Genomic DNA, 17,389 nt, shown 5'->3' with positions numbered 1-17,389 from the left:
GCGCTACACTATGCTTGGTATTCGTTATAAAAGTAGATCAAGCCATGAAATGGATGAAAGTTGCATTACCTATTGGTGTCTTACTGGTAGGTTATTTAGGAATGAAAGGAATCGAAGCGTCTGCTTCTGACAGCGCCATAACAGAGGAAGTTGATACTCGCCCAACCGTCACTATTGAAACGTTATCGCCAGAAGACGTGCGCGTACAACTCACTTCCTATGGCGAAATCATGCCTCTTGAAACCACAAATCTTGCTGCGCAAGTATCGGGTGAAGTCGAGAGGTGGAACCCCAAGTTTGTAAGCGGTGGTTTAGTCAGGCGTGGCGAAACCCTGCTTGAAATAGAAGCCGATGCCTATGAAGCGGCCCTTTTGTTGGCAGAAGCAAACTTAGCGAGTGCACAAGCTCAGTTAATTCAAGAAGAAGCGCAAGCAGATGTGGCGGCAAAGGAAGCGAAAACAATGCCTAATGCACGGGTTACCGATTTGTACCTTCGCAAACCACAAGTAATGAGCGCAAAGGCAGCGCTTAAATCTGCAGAAGCTCAACTAAAAATAGCAAAGCGCGATTTAGATAACTGTAAAGTAAAAGCCCCATACGATGCGCTTATTGTCTCAAGAGACATCAGCACAGGTGACTATGTGACTCAGGGTTCACCTGTCGCAGTCCTTAATAACATAGAGTATGCCGAAGTCACTTTCCCTATTGCCGGGTTCGACCGCGTTTTTCTTTCAGATAGTACAATAGGAAGTGAAATTGCCATCGAAGTCGATGACATTCAGGGCGCTACGGTAAAAGGCACCATCCACCGAGATACCGGCGTTGTAGACAACACCACGCGCATGAGTTATTTCGTGGCACGCATTGAAGACCCCTATGCAATTAACTCATCTAAACCTATCGTTAAATTTGGTTCGTACAGCACGATCGCTTTTGAAGGTAAAACGTTAAGTGACGTATACCGTGTACCACAGGAGTTGGTAACCAATCGCATGCTGTGGACCCTTGACGATGAAGACCGATTGAAATCTCATAAAGTTGAGGTTGTCCGTGAAGAAAATGGCGACTTTCTTATTCAAGGCGATTTTAATGCAAAGAAAGTGGTAATGAGTCTTCCTGAATACCCGCAAAACGGCATGCCGGTAAAAGTTATTGAGACTACGGCTGAAATCGTGACAGCACAAGCTAACTAAGGAGCTGTCATGGAAAATCACAACGATACACAAAGCGGCATTATTTCTTGGTTTGCAAGAAACTCTGTAGCGGCCAACCTTTTAATGTTTTTCATTATTGTCATGGGTATTGCCAGCTATTTTACTATTCAGCGCCAGATGTTTCCTAACATCGAAATTAATTACATTACTGTTGAAGCCAACTACCCCGGCGCGTCTCCACAAGAGATTGAAGAAAGTATCTTCATCAAAGTTGAAGAAGCGGTAAAAGACATCACTGAAATTAAGCGCACCGTATCCAGAGCATTTCGCGGTGGCGGTGCAGTCACCTTAGAAATTGATACTAAAGCTGAACTGACTGACGTTCTAGACAAGGTCAAACTTCGCGTAGACAGCATTGCTACTTTTCCTGCGGGTATGGAGCCTGTCAACGTTTCGCAAGTAGAGTTTCAGCAGCAAGTTATCGAAATGCCTATTGTTGGCGACTTGCCTTTATCAGAGCTAAAAGTGCTGGCTAAAGAAATAGAAGATGAACTACTTCAGCTTGGCTCCATTTCTCTGGTGGAAGCCAATACACCCGATGATGAAATTGCTATTGAAATTAAGCCCGATACGCTAAGAAAATACGATTTAACCATTTCCGATGTTACCCAAGCTATTAATAGTTATTCAGCAAATATTTCGGCCGGCCAGCTAAGAACTAATTCAGGGATAGTGTCAGTTCGCGTTGAAAATCAATACTACAGCGGCGACGAGTTCAAACAAATCCCCATTAAAATTGGCACTGGTGGCGCGAAAGTAACGTTAGGTGATGTTGCCTATATCAATGATGGATTTGTTGAGGGCGAACGTTACTTTAAGTACAACGGCATGAACGCCATCTACATTGCTGTAAAAGCCACTAAAACCCAAAACACCATTCCTGTAGCTGAAACTGTAAAAGCCTATATCGACCAGAGAAATGAGACCCTTCCTCAGGGCGTCAGTCTAGAAGTTTTGGTGGATATGACCTACTACCTTAATGCACGCCTAGACATGATGTTATCGAATCTTGTTCAAGGGTCTGTACTCGTCGCGTTTATGCTTACCCTTTTCTTGCGCTTTCGTTTGGCGCTATGGGTTATGGTCGGCTTACCGGTGTGTTTCTTAGGTGCAATGATGCTGATGCCTGTTTTCGGCGTGAGCATTAATATTCTTTCGCTCTTTGCGTTCATCATGGTGCTGGGCATTGTAGTGGATGACGCCATTGTTATTGGAGAAAGTGCCTACACCGAAATTGAAAGCAAGGGCGGCGGCGTCGATAACGTGGTTCGCGGCGCTAAACGCGTGGCAACCCCTGCTACCTTCGGAGTATTAACTACTATCGCGGTATTTGCTCCATTTACACTGAGCAGCGGCCCTGAAGGTGCATTTTTCTATAACATCGCTGTAGTAGTTATTTTGTGTTTGGCGTTTAGTTTAATTGAGTCAAAATTAATCTTACCCGCGCATTTAGCCCACACCAAGTTCTCTCCGGTGCGACAGGACAGCTGGCGTGCACGCTTTAACCGAGGATTCTTTGCGTTCGTAAATGGCCCTTACAAGCGTACTGTTACAAAAGCGATTGAATGGCGCTGGGCAGTACTTATGATATTCGTGGCTATGCTAATGCTAAGCATGGGCCTGATTGGCGCAAACTATGTACGCATGGTGCCAAATCCTAAAGTGCCACACGACTTCCCTAGCGTAAAAATAGAGATGAACGAAAACGTCTCTGATATGGCTACTATTAATGCGCTTAAAGTGGTGGAACAAACGATTCTGGACGTTGAAGAGCAGATCATAGATGAATTTGGCCAGGGCATGATACGCGATCGTCTAGCTTTTAACGAAGATAGAACTGAAGGGCGCATACTCACACCACTGGTTAATGAGGAAGACCGCCCTATCGACACCTTTGAGCTTGCACGACGCTGGCGCGAAGCCATTCCAGAAATTACCGGTATGAAGTCTTTTACCGTGGTTGATGATGTAAACGGTGACGGTGACGACGGTGAGTTCGGTTATCTACTTTTTGGCCCAGACATTGACACCTTAAACGCGGCTGGCCTTAAGTTCATTGAAATGCTGCAGCAGCAAGAAGGCTTGTTTGACGTAAGCTCAACTATTGACCCGCCGAGCAAAGAAGTGCAAATGACGTTACTTCCGGTTGCCTACGATCTAGGGCTTACACTTTCTAATATCGCCTCTCAGGTTGGCGCGGGCTTTTACGGCGGCGAAGCACAGCGTGTTATCCGCAACGGTGAAGAAGTTAGGGTCATGGTTCGCTACCCTGAACTTACCCGCGAACGTTTTGCTGACTTGAAGTACTCTTTAATCAAAACGCCTAACGGCCAAGAAGTGATGCTTGGTGACGTGGTGGCGTTAGAAGAAAAGCCCGGTATTAGCTACATTCGTCGAGAAGGTGGTTACCGCAGCGTTTATGTTTGGGGCAACATTGATGAAGAAAAAGTTGAACCTAATGAGGTCGTCACAGAAATTCAAGATAAGCTACTCCCTCAACTTAAAGAGTCGTTTCCTTCGGTAATGACAGAGCTTGGCGGTGATATTGAAGAGCAGCAGGCGCAACAAAACGAGCAAATACTCTTCTTCTTAGCGGCCATGATCATGGTGTATATCCTTTTAGCTGTTCCGCTAAAAAGTTATGGACAGCCACTTATCATCATGTCGGTTATTCCATTTAGCTTTACAGGTGCAGTGTTCGGCCACTTTGTATTAGGCCTAGATTTATCGATGATGTCTAACTTTGGCCTTATCGCAGCTGCCGGGGTGGTAATTAACGACTCGCTGGTTATGACTGACTTCGTGAACCAGCGCCGTGCACAAGGCTACAGTGTTAAAGAAGCAGTCACTGAGGCCGGTACCGCGCGATTCAGGGCAATTACGTTAACCTCAATCACAACGTTTGTGGGTGTATTGCCAATCATGTTTGAAACCAGCCTGCAGGCAGCATTTGTAGTGCCCATGGCTGCAGCGCTTGGCTTTGCTGTACTTTATGCCACTTTGGTGACTTTAATCTTAGTACCTTGTTTGTACCTGATATTGCTCGATTTACGAGGCCCTTTCTCGTACATTAAAAGTTTGATTACACGCAAAAAGTCAAGCAACGGCGTGGTAAGTAGCGGTGTGAATGAAGCATATACGACTGACCCTTCGGGCTCGGCTGAATAGCGGCTGGCATTTTCAATGTAGCCATTCTCAAGTACGCCTTATAAGCGCATTAAACTTTTAAAAATGAGCCTTCAAGGCTCATTTTTTTCGAGCCTATTGAAAGGAAAACACAATGAACAACGCAATTTCAATAAGACCAGCAACGCCCAGCGATATTTCACAAATTCGCCAGTTTATTTTAGAACTTGCCATATATGAAAAGGCTGAGCATGAAGTAGAAGCCTCAGAAGAAGCGCTTTTAAAAACACTATTTGGCGAAGATTCCACCGCCCACTGTGTTATTTGCGAAAACAATGACGCTCCTATTGGCTTTGCTGTGTACTTCTTCAACTACTCAACGTGGCAGGGTCGCAACGGACTTTATCTTGAAGATCTTTATGTTTCACCGAAATCTCGTGGCCTAGGTGCGGGTAAAGCGCTGCTGCAACATTTAGCAAAAACAGCGGTAGAAAACGACTGCGGTCGGTTTGAGTGGAGTGTTTTAGATTGGAATAAACCTGCTATTGATTTTTATGAGTCCCTAGGCGCTAAACCAAAGAGTGAATGGCTAGGCTATCGCATGGATGGACAGACACTTATCGACTTCGCAAAACAAGGTTAACGCTGTCTTTTCGCAATTGCTTATAAAATAAAAAAGCCATTCGCTTTCACGAATGGCTTTCAAATTCTACGTGTAACCTTTCTGTTTTACTTAGAAAGAACCAATCAGAGATAAACGCGCGTTGATAGGCGCTCCTACTGTAACCTGATGCGTAGAGTGTGCATTAGGGAAGTAAAGCGTATCAGTTAGGTTTTCAACGTTTAGCTGAAGTCGTGTCTTGTCGCTAAGTGTGTAGTATGCTGATGCATCAACACGGGTATAGCTAGGCAGTACAGGTGATGTTGCACTTGTCGATACCTTGCTTTCGTCTTGGTATGTTGCACCAATGCCGAAGCCAAACACGTCATTCACTTCGTAAGTTGTCCATACTGACATGGTGTTTTCCGGTAACTCGCGAAGCTCCACACCACTTGCATTTTCGCCATCAAGGTTGCTGTAGTTAGCTGTAACGTACCACTTATCAGTGATATAACCTTGAAGCTGAAGCTCAAAGCCTGACACATCTGAATCCACTTCGATGAAGCTTTCTATGTCATTAGGATCGTTATCAAGCGACGTTTGCTCATTTTCAAAAATAGCAGCTGTAAAGCTCATGCTGTCATTGAAGTCCCACTTAACACCAATTTCTTGGTTGGTGAAAGTATCTGGGTCAAGTGCGTCTGCATCACCGTTGATATTCGCATACTGCTCACCACTGCGTGGTAGAAACGACTCGCTGTAGCTCGCATAAATTGAGATATTCTCTTGAGGCTTGTAAACAAGACCCGCACGTGGCGATACTTCTTCGTCTTTTCTGCTTCGCGTTTCAGCCGCTACAACATTAAACACTTCAATATCGAAGCTATCAAAACGTGCGCCTAGCACTAGGTCAAAGTTGTCTGATAGCGCAATTTCGTCTTGCACGTAGAAAGAGTAAACGTCAAGGTCTACGTGTGTATCGTCGTTCACATCACTAAAAGTAGCAGAAACCGTTTCGCCAACTGAGTTGGTACCAGTTAGACCTCTGAAACTAAGTGGGCGCGATACATTAAACATCTCCTGATCGTTTCGCAGCGTATCGTCAGGATCATTAGCACCTATACGAGAATCGAACTCTGGGTTATAGCGGTCTTGATTCGACTTGGTATTAATAACCTCACCACCAAAGATAACCGTATGCTCAATGCTGCCCGTTGCGAACTCGCCTACTAAGTTTGAAGACAAGATAAGGTTTTCACGCTGCGTAGTATCTACATAACCATCAAGGGTTACTACTTCAGTGTCTGCGTCATAAGCCGCGGCGTAAAAGTTTGAGTAAACTTTGTCGTAGTCACCGTAAAAGGCGTTGAAGTTACCTTTTAGGTTGTCAGAAAAGGTGTGTTCAACGTTTGCACGAAATACGTCAGCACCAAGAGTTTGGTAGTTATTTTCTGGGTCGCCAAATACGATTTCTTCAAATGCTTCTACTGGCTCGCCGTTCGCCGTTGGTACACCACGGTCAATGAAGCGCTCATGATCGATATATTCGTATGACACATCAACAATGGTATCGTCGCTTACTTCAAAGCGCGCAGTTGGGTTAAAACCATAGCGGTCGCCATCGTAGAAGTCACGGTGGTTATCGAGGCTTTCGTACATAGCATTAATGCGAAGCGCAGACTTGTCGCCTGTATCAACATTAGTGTCTAGCTGAAGGTTGTAAGCTCCAAAGGTGTTAGCAGAAACGTTATAATTTACAAATTTTTCGCCCGTTTTCGCTTTTTTAGATACACGGTTTAGGATACCGCCCGTACCGCCTCGGCCGAATAGCAATGCATTCGGTCCACGAAGGATTTCTACTTGTTCAACATTGTAAAGCGCACGGTAGTATTGAACGTCGTCGCGGTTACCATCTAAGTAGAAGTCGGCTGTTGAACGTACTCCACGAAATACCACCGCGTCACGGTGACCCTCACCCTGAGAAGTGTTAACACCTGGTGCGTAGTCAATAATTTGTCCGATACTTGTAATACCGCGCGCTGTAATTTCTTCAGCAGTAATGATTGATAAGCTTTGCGGTACGTCGATGATAGGCGTAGGGCTTTTGATAGAGTTCGACTGGTTAACTGAAAGGTACTTACCTTCTACTGTTAGTCTTTCGATGTCTTCCATATCAGCAGCTAGCACAGCTGGGCTTAATATTATCGCAGTAGCAATACTCGTAAGTTTAAATTTCAAAACTACTCTCCAAGTGTTCTCAAAGTGTTGTGTGTTTATTGGCAACCAAGAAGCTTATTTTTCGCGATGTTTTTAAGTAGCTAGCTTCATCTAGCTACTGAACATTCAACTCGCCTTGCAATTGCAAATAATAATAGTTGCTATTTGTGGTTTGGATAATATAGAAAAAATGACAAGATGACGAGAGCAAATACAGTAAAACTTTAAAACTCTTTATAACTTTTCTTAATCAACGGCTAAAAAATCGGCTTCCCAGTCAAAAAAAGGGCAATAAGCATACAAAATAGTAGGGGCTACTGAACTGATGACGCCATGGGAGGGAGGTAACGTTGAAATGGCATCTTTTAGCCTGTTGCTGCCATCAATTTTTTTACTATGACGTTTTGTGATGCGAGCAGTTAGGGAATTGGGAAGTAACAGATAAGATAATGAGAAACCTAGTTAACGTGTTTATAACGAGTACAAACTTTAGGGTATTTACAATAAAAACTAGCCGCTAAGCAGTAGCATAACGGCTTAGAATGAGCGCGACGGTATTCTTCGCTACATTTTTCTTGTCATTATTGCTTAGGGTATCTTCAATTTTAAAAAGCTGAGGCCAAAAGCACTTCCCTTTTACTAAGCTTTCAATTTCCTCAACAACTCGGTCTAAATCATCAAAAGCAATTTTGTTATCTGCTTTAGCATCTTTCAAGAAACGATGCATTGCCGTTTCTTGGGCTTTTAGCTGTGCTACTTCGTCTTTTAACTTTTCCGGCTCGTAAAAGAAATGGCCAATAGCCACCCGCGCTAGGTCTAAATGGGACTCGCTCACCATAAACTCTATATCTTGCAAGATAAGGTCTTCAAGCTGCTCATCGAGCGCAAGCGCGCTATCGTATGCTTTATTAATGTTGAGAATAGCCGATTGCCACTGCTCTGTAACCAAGTGCATCACCAACTCTTCCTTAGTAGAAAAGTGGTTATACACTGTGCGCTTTGACACGTTCGCCAATTCAGCCAGCTTATCCATACTGGTGCCGTTTACGCCAAACTCTTGGAACGCCTGTGTAGCCGCCTGAATGATGGCTTCGCGTTTTATATCACTACGCGTTCTTGTATTGCCTACCATGTTGAAAGTCTCAAAATAAATCCCCTATGCTTTGCCCGTCATTTCGCGAGCTCGCTTGCTTTCCATTTTACACCGAACAGTTTACTTTTCAATGCGAACGCACTAAAATGCACTCACCAGTTTACTTTAGGTGATAACTGCTTATTCACTCTTGTGCTGAAGCATTATTACTTGACGTTCTCATGTCTATACTCTATTTACCCTGACAATGGATTACACACACCTATGTCCATAATGCGATTTTCTCACATTCTAATTTTAAGCGTTTTATCGGTTTCAACCCTGACTGCATGTTCTCAAAAAGAGCCCGCTGAACAACAATCAAGCGCAACTCCTCGCTACGTGAAGCTTGCTACGGTAAGCAGCATTCCCGACTTTGACGAATTCACCTTCCCTGCCGTTGTTTCTGCTGTTAAGACTGTAGATTTAAGCTTTGAAGTTTCTGGTCGCCTTATTCAAACTGATTTGGTGACAGGTAGCGACATAGAAAAAGGAAAGTTACTAGCCACTATCGACCGTAAACCATTTGAGCGCCGTGTTGAAGAGTCGAAGACACGTCTAGACCAAGCAAAACGTGAACTAGATAGAATTAAAAAGATGTTCTCACAAAAATTGCTAGCGCAAAGCGCTCTAGATACCGCGAAAACATCATACGAACTGGCGGTTATTGACCTAAAAAATGCCGAGCAGGATTTAAGCTATACACAACTTTATGCCCCTTTTGACGCCAAAGTGTCTCAACGCCTTGTTGAAAACAACAGCTTTGTTGCTGCAGGCACCCCCATTGCTCGCCTGCAGGATGTTTCTAAAATTTACTTCAACATTAATGTACCCGAGCGTTTGCTCACCGCTAATATTGGTCGTGGTATTAAACAGGCAAGCGCCACGTTAGCCACCAATCGCAGTCAGTGGTATCCAGTGAATTACGTAGAGCACTCCACGCAACCCGACCCCGTTTCGCAAACCTATGAAGTGGTATTTGCTATGGAGCCTCGTGAAGAACTCCCGCTTACACCCGGCGCCCGCGCTGTGGTTAAAGTAAGTTTGCAAGGAAGCCTATACCCTGAAGGCTTTGTTGTGCCAGTAAAATCCCTTGTTGGTAACAAAAGCTCAGGATTTGCGGTATGGGTATATGACGACGAAACGAGTTCGGTGACAAAAACACCTGTTGACGTTAATCATATTGAAAACGAGCTAGCGATTATCGAGAGTAAGAGCGAAGGCAAGATAACTCTTGGCCAGCAAGTGGTAGCTGCTGGAGCAACACAAATGCGTGCAGACATGAAAGTACTTCCTTACCAAGGAGAGAAGTAATTTATGGATATCGCACGTTATTCAATTGATAAGCCCGTCAACATTTGGCTTATGGTGGTGATTCTGCTTCTAGGCGGCATTTTGGCTATGAGCAAAATTGGTCGCTTGGAAGACCCTGCGTTTACCATCAAACAAGTAAAGGTATACACAAACTATCCTGGAGCCAGTGCTAAAAAAGTAGAACGTGAAGTCACTGAACGTTTGGAAATTGCCATTCAGCAAATGCCGCAGTTAAAAGAAGTGACGTCAGTTTCATCACCGGGGCTTTCTGAAATTACCGTTGAAGTTAAGAGTACTTACGACAGTAACCTCTTGCCACAGATATGGGATGAATTAAGAAAGCGCCTTCGGGACACTGCCAGTTCACTGCCCACCGGCGCACAAGACCCCATCGTGTTCGACGATTTTGGCGATGTATACGGCCTGTATTACGCGCTAAGCGCGCCAGATTTTGATACGCGAGAACTTCGCGAGTTTGCCCGCATTATACGCCGCGACCTGCTTACTACAGAGGGCGTAGCAAAGGTTAATGTGACAGGTGTTCAGAAAGAGCAAATAGTGGCGTATATCAATCCATACCAACTAGCAGGCTTAGGCATTTCCTTTCCTGATCTCGCCGCCCTTTTTGAAGATAACTTAAGGCCCTTTAACGGTGGCCGTATTAAAGTAGACGAAAAGAATGTACGTTTAATTGTTGAGCGCGCACCAGACAGGCTTGAAGAAATCTCAAACCTTTCTGTGGTAGTGCCGGGCACTAACCGTTCACTTAGAGTTGCCGATATTGCCACATTGAAATTAGAGCCCGCGGACATACAGCCAGTTCATGTGCGCTACAATGGCGAAGAAGCGTTAACACTTTCTGTCTCAGCCTTAACTGATGTAAATATTGTTGACGTAGGCGAGCGCGTTAACGCAAAAGTGGAGAAACTACTCCAAGAGTTGCCTGTTGGTATTACGCTTACGCCCATATACGACCAAGCATCGGTGGTTGATGAGTCGGTAACTGGCTTTATTAATAACCTTGTCATGTCAGTCGCTGTGGTTACTTTAACCCTGTGTTTGTTCATGGGATGGCGCTCAGGTGTAGTCGTTGGCTCAGTCCTTCTTGTTACCGTGCTAGGTACTATTCTTGTGATGTGGTTGATGGATATTCAGCTTCAGCGTATATCCCTTGGTGCTATGGTTATCGCCATGGGTATGCTAGTAGATAACGCTATTGTGGTTGCTGAAGGTATGATGCTTCGCATGGCCACTGGCTCAACCGCTAAAGAGTCTGCCAGCTTTATTGTTAAGCGTACGCAGTGGCCTTTACTTGGCGCAACCGTTATCGGTATTGCGGCTTTTTCAGGCATAGGCCTTTCAAACGATGCCACCGGCGAGTTTCTTTACTCGTTATTTGCCGTAGTCTTAGTTTCACTAATGATCAGCTGGGTATTAGCAGTAACGTTAGTGCCTGTTCTCGGCGCGTATTTCTACCGAAAAGGTATGGGTCAGACTGCAGGCAACGAACTCTCAGCATCGCAGCGCTGGTTCAAGCGCACGTTGTTAGGCGCACTTAAACTTCGTTGGGTAACTATTGGTGCATTATTTGTTATTACTATCGTGGCTTATGGAAGCTTTGGTATGGTAAAGCAAGGTTTCTTCCCTCCATCAAATGCCCCGCTATTCTTTGTACATTATTGGGGCCCACAAGACAGAGACATAAGAGCCACTGAAGTCATTGCCAAAGAAGCTGAATCACGCATTTTAGCAATGGAAAACGTGACGGCTGTAACTACCTTTATTGGCCAGGGCGCAGATCGCTTTACCCTCACTTATGCACCTAAAAGCGCTAACGAAAACTATGCTTTTTTCATGGTTCGGGCGAATGAACTGGATAACATCCCAGCCATTCAAGAGAAGCTTAGAAACAAGCTTACTGACTTAGATTTCGACGCCAATTTCTATATGGAGCGCATGCAGTTTGGCCCCGGCTCTGGTGCAAAACTTGAGGCCCGTTTTTCAGGCCCAGATACTGAAGTGCTTCGTGAATTAGCGGAAAAAGCTAAGGCTTTGCTCTTTGCTGACGGAGAAGTAAAAGACGTGCGCCATAATTGGCGTGAAAAAGGCTTTGCCATCAACACGCAGTTTGATAACTACAATGCAGGTATTGCTGGCGTATCGCATAGCGACTTTAGCCAAACCATACAGTATGCAAGTAGCGGCGTTCAGCTAGGTACAGTACAAGACGGCGACTATGCCTACAACATTGTTGCAAAAATGGGTAAAGCAGAAGATACCGAGCTTCAGTCAATACGCGAGTCGCAAGTTTGGTCTACGCAGCAGCGACAGTACGTCCCTTTCACACAGGTGTCGCAAGGCTTAGAGCTAATGACTGAAGAAATGCGTATTCACCGTCGCGACCGTGTGCGCACCATTACGGTGGAAGCGGAGCCGGGTGACCACGAAACTGCGGCTAAAGCCTTGGCTAGAATTCGCCCGCTTATTGAAGACATTGACCTGCCATCAGGGTATTCCCTGGAATGGGGCGGCGAATTTGAAAGCTCTAGCGATGCACAAAAAGCGCTGGGCGCAGGCTTACCCGCAGGCTTTTTAGTTATGTTTATTATCTCGGTATTGCTCTTTGGTCATGCACGCCAGCCACTTATCATTTGGCTTGTGGTACCTATGGCGGTTGTAGGTGTTGTCACAGGCCTTCTTAGTACAGATATGCCTTTTGGCTTTATGTCGCTCCTCGGCTTCTTAAGCTTGTTTGGAATGCTTATTAAGAATGCCATAGTGCTTATTGAAGAAATTGACCTTCAGATAGAAGAAGGGTTGGCCATTCGACAAGCGATAGTCGATGCCACAATAAGCCGTGTACGTCCTGTGTCATTGGCGGCAGTTACTACCATACTAGGTATGGCACCACTGCTATTCGACGCCTTCTTTGCTGACATGGCTGTGACGATTATGGGCGGGTTGGCGTTCGCCACGGTACTTACACTGATCGCTGTGCCCGTGCTTTATAGCCTTATGTTTAAAGTTAGCTACCGCAAAAGCTAACAAATCATCGTTGGCCTTTCTACCGAAAAGCTTTTCTTGCTCTGGTGGAAGGGCCTCTATGCCTAAAGATTGCAGGGCATCGTTAAATTAATACAACTAAACCAAGTCAAACAAATAGTACAAAGTAGGGCTAAATAGAGCCGAGTTAGCGCTTAGCCTCCACCCTACTTTGCATAAACTTCATCACATCGCGCCACGACACCATGCCAACTGGCTGCGTATCTTTATCGATAATGGGGATACAGGAAATCTTATGTGAATTGAAAAGCTCAATGGCCGCAAATACTGAATCAGTGGGATTCAGCGTAATCACTTCACGAGTCATAATTTGATGGGCACGTTTATCCAGCGTTGCGCGATCAAGCATTCGCTCACTTAACGTGTCGACGAAAGGACTAACTGATTTCATTAAGTCTCTATCAGATATAATGCCCTGAAGTTTATTATCGTGAACCACAACCAAATGATGAAACCCCGTTGCTGCGAATAGCTCTCTTAATGACTGCAAGCTGTCGTCCATGTGCACACTGACTACACGAGTAGACATAATTTTAGCAATGCTCATCAAGTCTCCTTTTTACTTTCACTCTACTTCTTCGTATTAGTATTGGCATCAAGCATATGGGTTATCGCCCATGGCCACTGCAACGCAGAATAACCTCAAGTCTAGCTCAAGCTGATGGTAATCCGGCTCCATGTAGCAACAAAGTTTGTAGAAAGCTTTGTTGTGGTCCTTTTCTTTAAAGTGCGCCAACTCGTGTACTACTAAGGCCTTTAATAAAGGCTCAGGTGCACGCAGCAAATCACTATTAATGGCTAAGTCGTGTTTGCGCGTTTTACCTTGCATACGGTAGGTATGCGTACCTAACGCATTGGTAACCATATCTCCCTGTTTCTTAAACGCGGCGCGCCCAAATGGGGGCGCATTTTTTAAGTACTGCTTTTTAAAATTCGTCGCGTACTGGTAAAGCAGCTTATCTGTAGTTATATCATGGGCTTTAGGATATTTTTTCAACAAGTAGCTTTTTAGCCGATTGTCTAAAATTAGCTGTAGAGCTTGTTCTACAATAGTTGAAGGGTAGCCATTAAAATACCGGGCATATTCATTCACGTTTAGTTCTCCTTTGCACAGAGAATTATAAAACATTTGAACTGTGTAGATAGCACTGACCTTTGCCAAACGGCACTTTTAAATAAAAGATACAAATAAAAAAGCCGCAGTAAAGATTACTGCGGCGAAGGGTGTGCTAAGGGAAGCACTACGGGAAGTTTGTTTACCTAAACTTCAAAGGAAAAAACTAGTCTACGGTAACGACGACTTTGCCTACTGCTTTACCGCTTGCTAAACGATCGTGAGCCTGTGCGATTTGCTCGAATGTATAGTCTTCAGCATCAATAATTGGCTTTAGTGCGCCTGCATCTACAATACTTGCCAGCTCGTTTAGAATTTCGCCATGCGCTTCACGGCCCACGTTGTGGATCATAGGCAACAACATAAACACTACGTTCAGGCTTAGCCCGCTAAAGTGAACAGGCGACAAGTCGGTTTCTAGTAAAGATAAAGTAGTCGAAACCTGACCGTTTAATTTGGCAGCAGCGAACGAGTTTTGAAGGTTATTACCGCCGACCGTATCGAAAATCACGTCAAAACCGTTACCGTCTGTGTATTTACTTACGTAGTCTTCAACTGATTCACTACGGAAATCGATGTAGGTTGCACCTAAAGATTCAATAATTTCTTTTTGCTCATCAGAGCCACCCGTCGCAAATACGGTAGCCTTCATATGCTTGGCAAGCTGTACTGCTATATGTCCTACTCCACCAGCACCGCCATGAACGAGTACTTTTTGCCCCTCACTGGTGAGTGCGCGAGTTAGCCCCTCAAACGCGGTAATACCTACAAGAGGAATGGCTGCCGCTTCTTTCATAGAAAGAGACGAAGGTTTGTGAGCGATAAGGCGAACATCGGCCAGCATTTTTTCTGCAAGTGAGCCTTGTAAATCGCCAAGACCACCGGCACAGCCGTAAACTTCATCACCTACTTTATAGTCTGTAACGCCTTCACCAACAGCTTCAACAGTGCCTGCGAAGTCCATACCTAACACGCCTGGTAGTTGTGGAGCAAAGGGTAAGTCGGCACCCGATTGACGAATCATCATGTCGATTGTGTTAACGCTGCTTGCTGCAATACGCACAATTACGTGGCCAGCCTTTACAGAAGGTTCTGCAATATCGTTTTGAGTAAATTGTTCTGAACCGCCAAATTCGTTTATTACCATCGCTTTCATGATTAAGCTCCTTTAAAGCCTGTTGTTTGGGTACGGAACTAATCATAAGCACTAGAACTCTAGATGATAATTAGGGTATAAAGGCATACAGTTTTTAGATTTTATTGATAATCCAAATGAACATAGAACACCTTAGGCTTTTTGTGCGTATAGCGAGCACAGCTAATATTAGTTTAGCTGGGCGTGAACTTAATATTTCACCGGCTGTGGCGAGCGCGCATATTGGTAAACTGGAAGAAACGCTAGGTGTTCGGCTTATTCATCGAACCACCCGAAAAGTGTCGCTTACCGATGATGGAAAGCTCTTTCTTCCCCATGCGCAAGAAGTGTTAGACAGTATTGAAACTGCGCAAGCAGCTGTTGGCAGCGGCGCGCAAACACCGCAAGGTACATTACGCGTCACCGCCCCTGCTTCATTTGGTCGAATGCATTTAGTCCCTGCGATCCCTGACTTTTTAGAACAATACCCACAGCTAAATATCGATTTCAGGTTCAGCGACAGTATTTTAGATGTAGTAGAAGGTGGGTTCGATGTCGCCATTCGCGACGCAGAATTAAAAGACAGTAATTTACACGCGAAAAAACTCGCTGATGACAAACGTATTATTGTGGCGTCAAAAAACTATATTGAAAAATACGGTAAGCCAGAAACGCCAGCAGATCTCAAAAATCACAAAATAGTTAACCTTACCGGCTTAGAAGTGTGGGACTTTAAAGGCAGCCAAGGTGTCACTTCAATTAAAACGCCTAATCACTTACGTATGGACAATGGCGAAGCGGTGCGCGACGCCTGTATTCAAGGCTGTGGTATTACCCTTACTGCTACCTGGTGCAGCTACCCTCACTTAGAAAGCGGCGAATTAGTTCAAATACTACAAGATTACCCGCTTGCTACCGATTGTGCACTATGGGCAGTGTATCCTAGCAACCGTTTATTAGCCCCTAAGGTTCGCGCGTTTATTGATTTTTTGGCTGAGCGCTTTGGCGGCACGCCGTATTGGGACGAAAAGTTAAACGGCGTAGTTCTTTAAGATTATCTAATTTTAAGAAAATTGGTTTTCTTACTTTTTTGATTAGCAAAACAAAACACCAATTTTTCAGTAGCTTCTTCGTTTCTCTACTATGCTTGTACTAAAGTAAAATTGTCAGAGCATTGCTTTTTAGGCAACACTTCACGCAGACTTCAAATTGGGTAACACAATGATGAAAAAGCCGTACTTGCTCTTCACGGCCATCTTTAGCCTGCTGCTGGCTAACGTTGCAGCAGCAGAACAAAGCAAACTTAACATTAGCGGCTTTGGTACGCTTGCAACGGCCACAGCAGATACACGCACTTATCAATTTCGCACCGACCGTTCACAAGCAGAATCTGCAAAAAAGGATGGCTTTGCGTTTAAACCTTTAAGCCTTATTGGCGTGCAGCTTGATTACAGCCTGTCAAACAATCTCGACTTCGTAGGGCAATTTGTTTATAGAGAGCAAGATGAGCAGGACATAGACTCAATAACGCAGATGGCTTTTTTGCGCTATGACGTAACGACTTCGTGGCAGGTTAGAGCGGGAAGACTTGCAGCCGATATCTTTCATTTTAGTGATACCAGAGACGTATCTATCGCCTACCCTTGGGTAAAAGTACCCACGGAAGTTTACGGCATTGTTCCGGCTAGAAGTCTTGATGGCGCTGATGTAAGGTACTCTAAACGCTACGAAAACTTTAACTTATCGGTTAAAGGATTTTGGGGTAAAGGAGAGAGTGACTTCTCTAGTGTCGATTTCGAACCCATTACCTTTGACAACCTGCGTACGCTAGGCATTGAATTAACCGCTTTTGATTGGAGCGTAGCGTTAAAACACACGCGCACAGAAGCTGATAACGATAATTTCGATATAGCACAAGTCACCTCTGCTGTAGATTTATTGCAACCTTTCTGGAGCGGCGCGGCTGATTTTTCGGATTCACTGCAACTTCGCGACGCCACTATTCAGTATACCTCTCTTTATGCCAACCGTTATATAGGTGACTGGGAAGTATCCGGTGAGCTTTCGCATATTGATTCAGAATCTGTCGCACTAAGGCCTTCTTTTAACGGCTTTCTAAATATTAGTTACCTTTATGGTGCGCATACCTTTTACGGTCTATTTTCTTTTGCAGAAACTGATACCTACTTTCTTAGCGAAGAACAGCCTGAATTTCCCATCATTCCTACTACAGCTGAGCTAGCTATGCTTGTTGAAGAAGTGGCCAGCACATTAGCTCACCGACAGAGGACATTCTCGGTGGGCTGGCGCTGGGACCTACGAGAAAATCTAGCCTTTAAAGCACAAGTTGAACGAACTGATGTGAAAGCAAGAGGAACAGGACTTCGTGCCCGTGATGGTTTAGTCGTTGACGATGAAGGCGGTATAGCACACACCCTATTCCTCGCATTAAGTTTTAGCTTTTAAGGGGAAT

At 44.7% G+C, this 17,389-nt stretch carries 12 protein-coding genes; 7 read left to right on the top strand and 5 right to left on the bottom strand.

Annotated elements, in window-relative coordinates; all coding sequences use genetic code 11:
• Positions 1-44: 44 nt before the first annotated feature.
• The 3 genes from ACYX4M_RS13305 (at position 45) to ACYX4M_RS13295 (ending at position 4,983) form a co-directional block, all read left to right on the top strand.
• On the top strand, positions 45-1,193 hold the full coding sequence (locus ACYX4M_RS13305) for an efflux RND transporter periplasmic adaptor subunit (protein ID WP_476080459.1): 1,149 nt from the start codon (positions 45-47) through the stop codon (positions 1,191-1,193).
• A 9-nt stretch (positions 1,194-1,202) separates the two neighbouring features.
• The gene (locus tag ACYX4M_RS13300; RefSeq protein ID WP_476080458.1) at positions 1,203-4,382 is read left to right on the top strand and encodes an efflux RND transporter permease subunit; all 3,180 of its coding nucleotides are present in this window, start codon (positions 1,203-1,205) and stop codon (positions 4,380-4,382) included.
• Positions 4,383-4,494: 112 nt separating this feature from the next.
• Positions 4,495-4,983, top strand: coding sequence for an N-acetyltransferase family protein (locus tag ACYX4M_RS13295; protein ID WP_476080457.1), 489 nt, complete (start codon positions 4,495-4,497; stop codon positions 4,981-4,983).
• 90 nt (positions 4,984-5,073) lie between these two features.
• Here the strand turns inward: ACYX4M_RS13295 and ACYX4M_RS13290 are convergent, their stop codons facing one another.
• Complete coding sequence (locus ACYX4M_RS13290; protein ID WP_476080456.1) at positions 5,074-7,179, bottom strand: TonB-dependent receptor; 2,106 nt, start codon at positions 7,177-7,179, stop codon at positions 5,074-5,076.
• 496 nt (positions 7,180-7,675) lie between these two features.
• The gene (locus ACYX4M_RS13285; RefSeq protein WP_476080455.1) at positions 7,676-8,290 is read right to left on the bottom strand and encodes a TetR/AcrR family transcriptional regulator; all 615 of its coding nucleotides are present in this window, start codon (positions 8,288-8,290) and stop codon (positions 7,676-7,678) included.
• A 225-nt stretch (positions 8,291-8,515) separates the two neighbouring features.
• On the opposite strand from ACYX4M_RS13285, the gene ACYX4M_RS13280 reads away from it, so the two are divergent.
• On the top strand, positions 8,516-9,604 hold the full coding sequence (locus tag ACYX4M_RS13280; protein WP_476080454.1) for an efflux RND transporter periplasmic adaptor subunit: 1,089 nt from the start codon (positions 8,516-8,518) through the stop codon (positions 9,602-9,604).
• Positions 9,605-9,607: 3 nt separating this feature from the next.
• Positions 9,608-12,649, top strand: a complete 3,042-nt coding sequence (locus ACYX4M_RS13275) for an efflux RND transporter permease subunit (RefSeq protein ID WP_476080453.1) — start codon at positions 9,608-9,610, stop codon at positions 12,647-12,649.
• Positions 12,650-12,794: 145 nt separating this feature from the next.
• Here the strand turns inward: ACYX4M_RS13275 and ACYX4M_RS13270 are convergent, their stop codons facing one another.
• The 3 genes from ACYX4M_RS13270 to ACYX4M_RS13260 all read right to left on the bottom strand — a co-directional run bounded on the left by ACYX4M_RS13270 (position 12,795) and on the right by ACYX4M_RS13260 (position 14,937).
• A complete protein-coding gene (locus ACYX4M_RS13270; RefSeq protein WP_476080452.1) occupies positions 12,795-13,214 on the bottom strand; it encodes a CBS domain-containing protein in 420 nt (139 codons plus the stop codon).
• 48 nt (positions 13,215-13,262) lie between these two features.
• Positions 13,263-13,760, bottom strand: a complete 498-nt coding sequence (locus ACYX4M_RS13265) for a M48 metallopeptidase family protein (protein WP_476080451.1) — start codon at positions 13,758-13,760, stop codon at positions 13,263-13,265.
• 187 nt (positions 13,761-13,947) lie between these two features.
• Positions 13,948-14,937, bottom strand: a complete 990-nt coding sequence (locus ACYX4M_RS13260; protein ID WP_476080450.1) for a zinc-dependent alcohol dehydrogenase family protein — start codon at positions 14,935-14,937, stop codon at positions 13,948-13,950.
• A 116-nt stretch (positions 14,938-15,053) separates the two neighbouring features.
• Here ACYX4M_RS13260 and ACYX4M_RS13255 point away from each other — a divergent pair, with 116 nt between their 5' ends.
• Positions 15,054-15,968 (top strand): LysR family transcriptional regulator, encoded by a 915-nt coding sequence (locus tag ACYX4M_RS13255; protein ID WP_476080449.1) that lies wholly within the window; start codon positions 15,054-15,056, stop codon positions 15,966-15,968.
• A 169-nt stretch (positions 15,969-16,137) separates the two neighbouring features.
• Positions 16,138-17,382 carry a hypothetical protein gene (locus tag ACYX4M_RS13250; protein ID WP_476080448.1) on the top strand — a complete coding sequence of 415 codons (1,245 nt, stop codon included), beginning with the start codon at positions 16,138-16,140 and terminating at the stop codon, positions 17,380-17,382.
• Positions 17,383-17,389 lie beyond the last annotated feature (7 nt).

This window comes from Alteromonas sp. ABV4_150, assembly GCF_056311745.1.
Note: the sequence above shows the minus strand (reverse complement) of the source record. Positions and strands in the feature narration are given on the sequence as shown.

Bases quoted from the DNA above. Each gene is read 5' to 3' on its own strand.
- ACYX4M_RS13305 (WP_476080459.1), top strand. From the start codon at position 45: ATGAAATGGATGAAAGTTGCATTACCTATTGGTGTCTTACTGGTAGGT.
- ACYX4M_RS13300 (WP_476080458.1), top strand. From the start codon at position 1,203: ATGGAAAATCACAACGATACACAAAGCGGCATTATTTCTTGGTTTGCA.
- ACYX4M_RS13295 (WP_476080457.1), top strand. From the start codon at position 4,495: ATGAACAACGCAATTTCAATAAGACCAGCAACGCCCAGCGATATTTCA.
- ACYX4M_RS13285 (WP_476080455.1), bottom strand. From the start codon at position 8,290: ATGGTAGGCAATACAAGAACGCGTAGTGATATAAAACGCGAAGCCATC.
- ACYX4M_RS13280 (WP_476080454.1), top strand. From the start codon at position 8,516: ATGTCCATAATGCGATTTTCTCACATTCTAATTTTAAGCGTTTTATCG.
- ACYX4M_RS13275 (WP_476080453.1), top strand. From the start codon at position 9,608: ATGGATATCGCACGTTATTCAATTGATAAGCCCGTCAACATTTGGCTT.
- ACYX4M_RS13270 (WP_476080452.1), bottom strand. From the start codon at position 13,214: ATGAGCATTGCTAAAATTATGTCTACTCGTGTAGTCAGTGTGCACATG.
- ACYX4M_RS13260 (WP_476080450.1), bottom strand. From the start codon at position 14,937: ATGAAAGCGATGGTAATAAACGAATTTGGCGGTTCAGAACAATTTACT.
- ACYX4M_RS13255 (WP_476080449.1), top strand. From the start codon at position 15,054: ATGAACATAGAACACCTTAGGCTTTTTGTGCGTATAGCGAGCACAGCT.
- ACYX4M_RS13250 (WP_476080448.1), top strand. From the start codon at position 16,138: ATGATGAAAAAGCCGTACTTGCTCTTCACGGCCATCTTTAGCCTGCTG.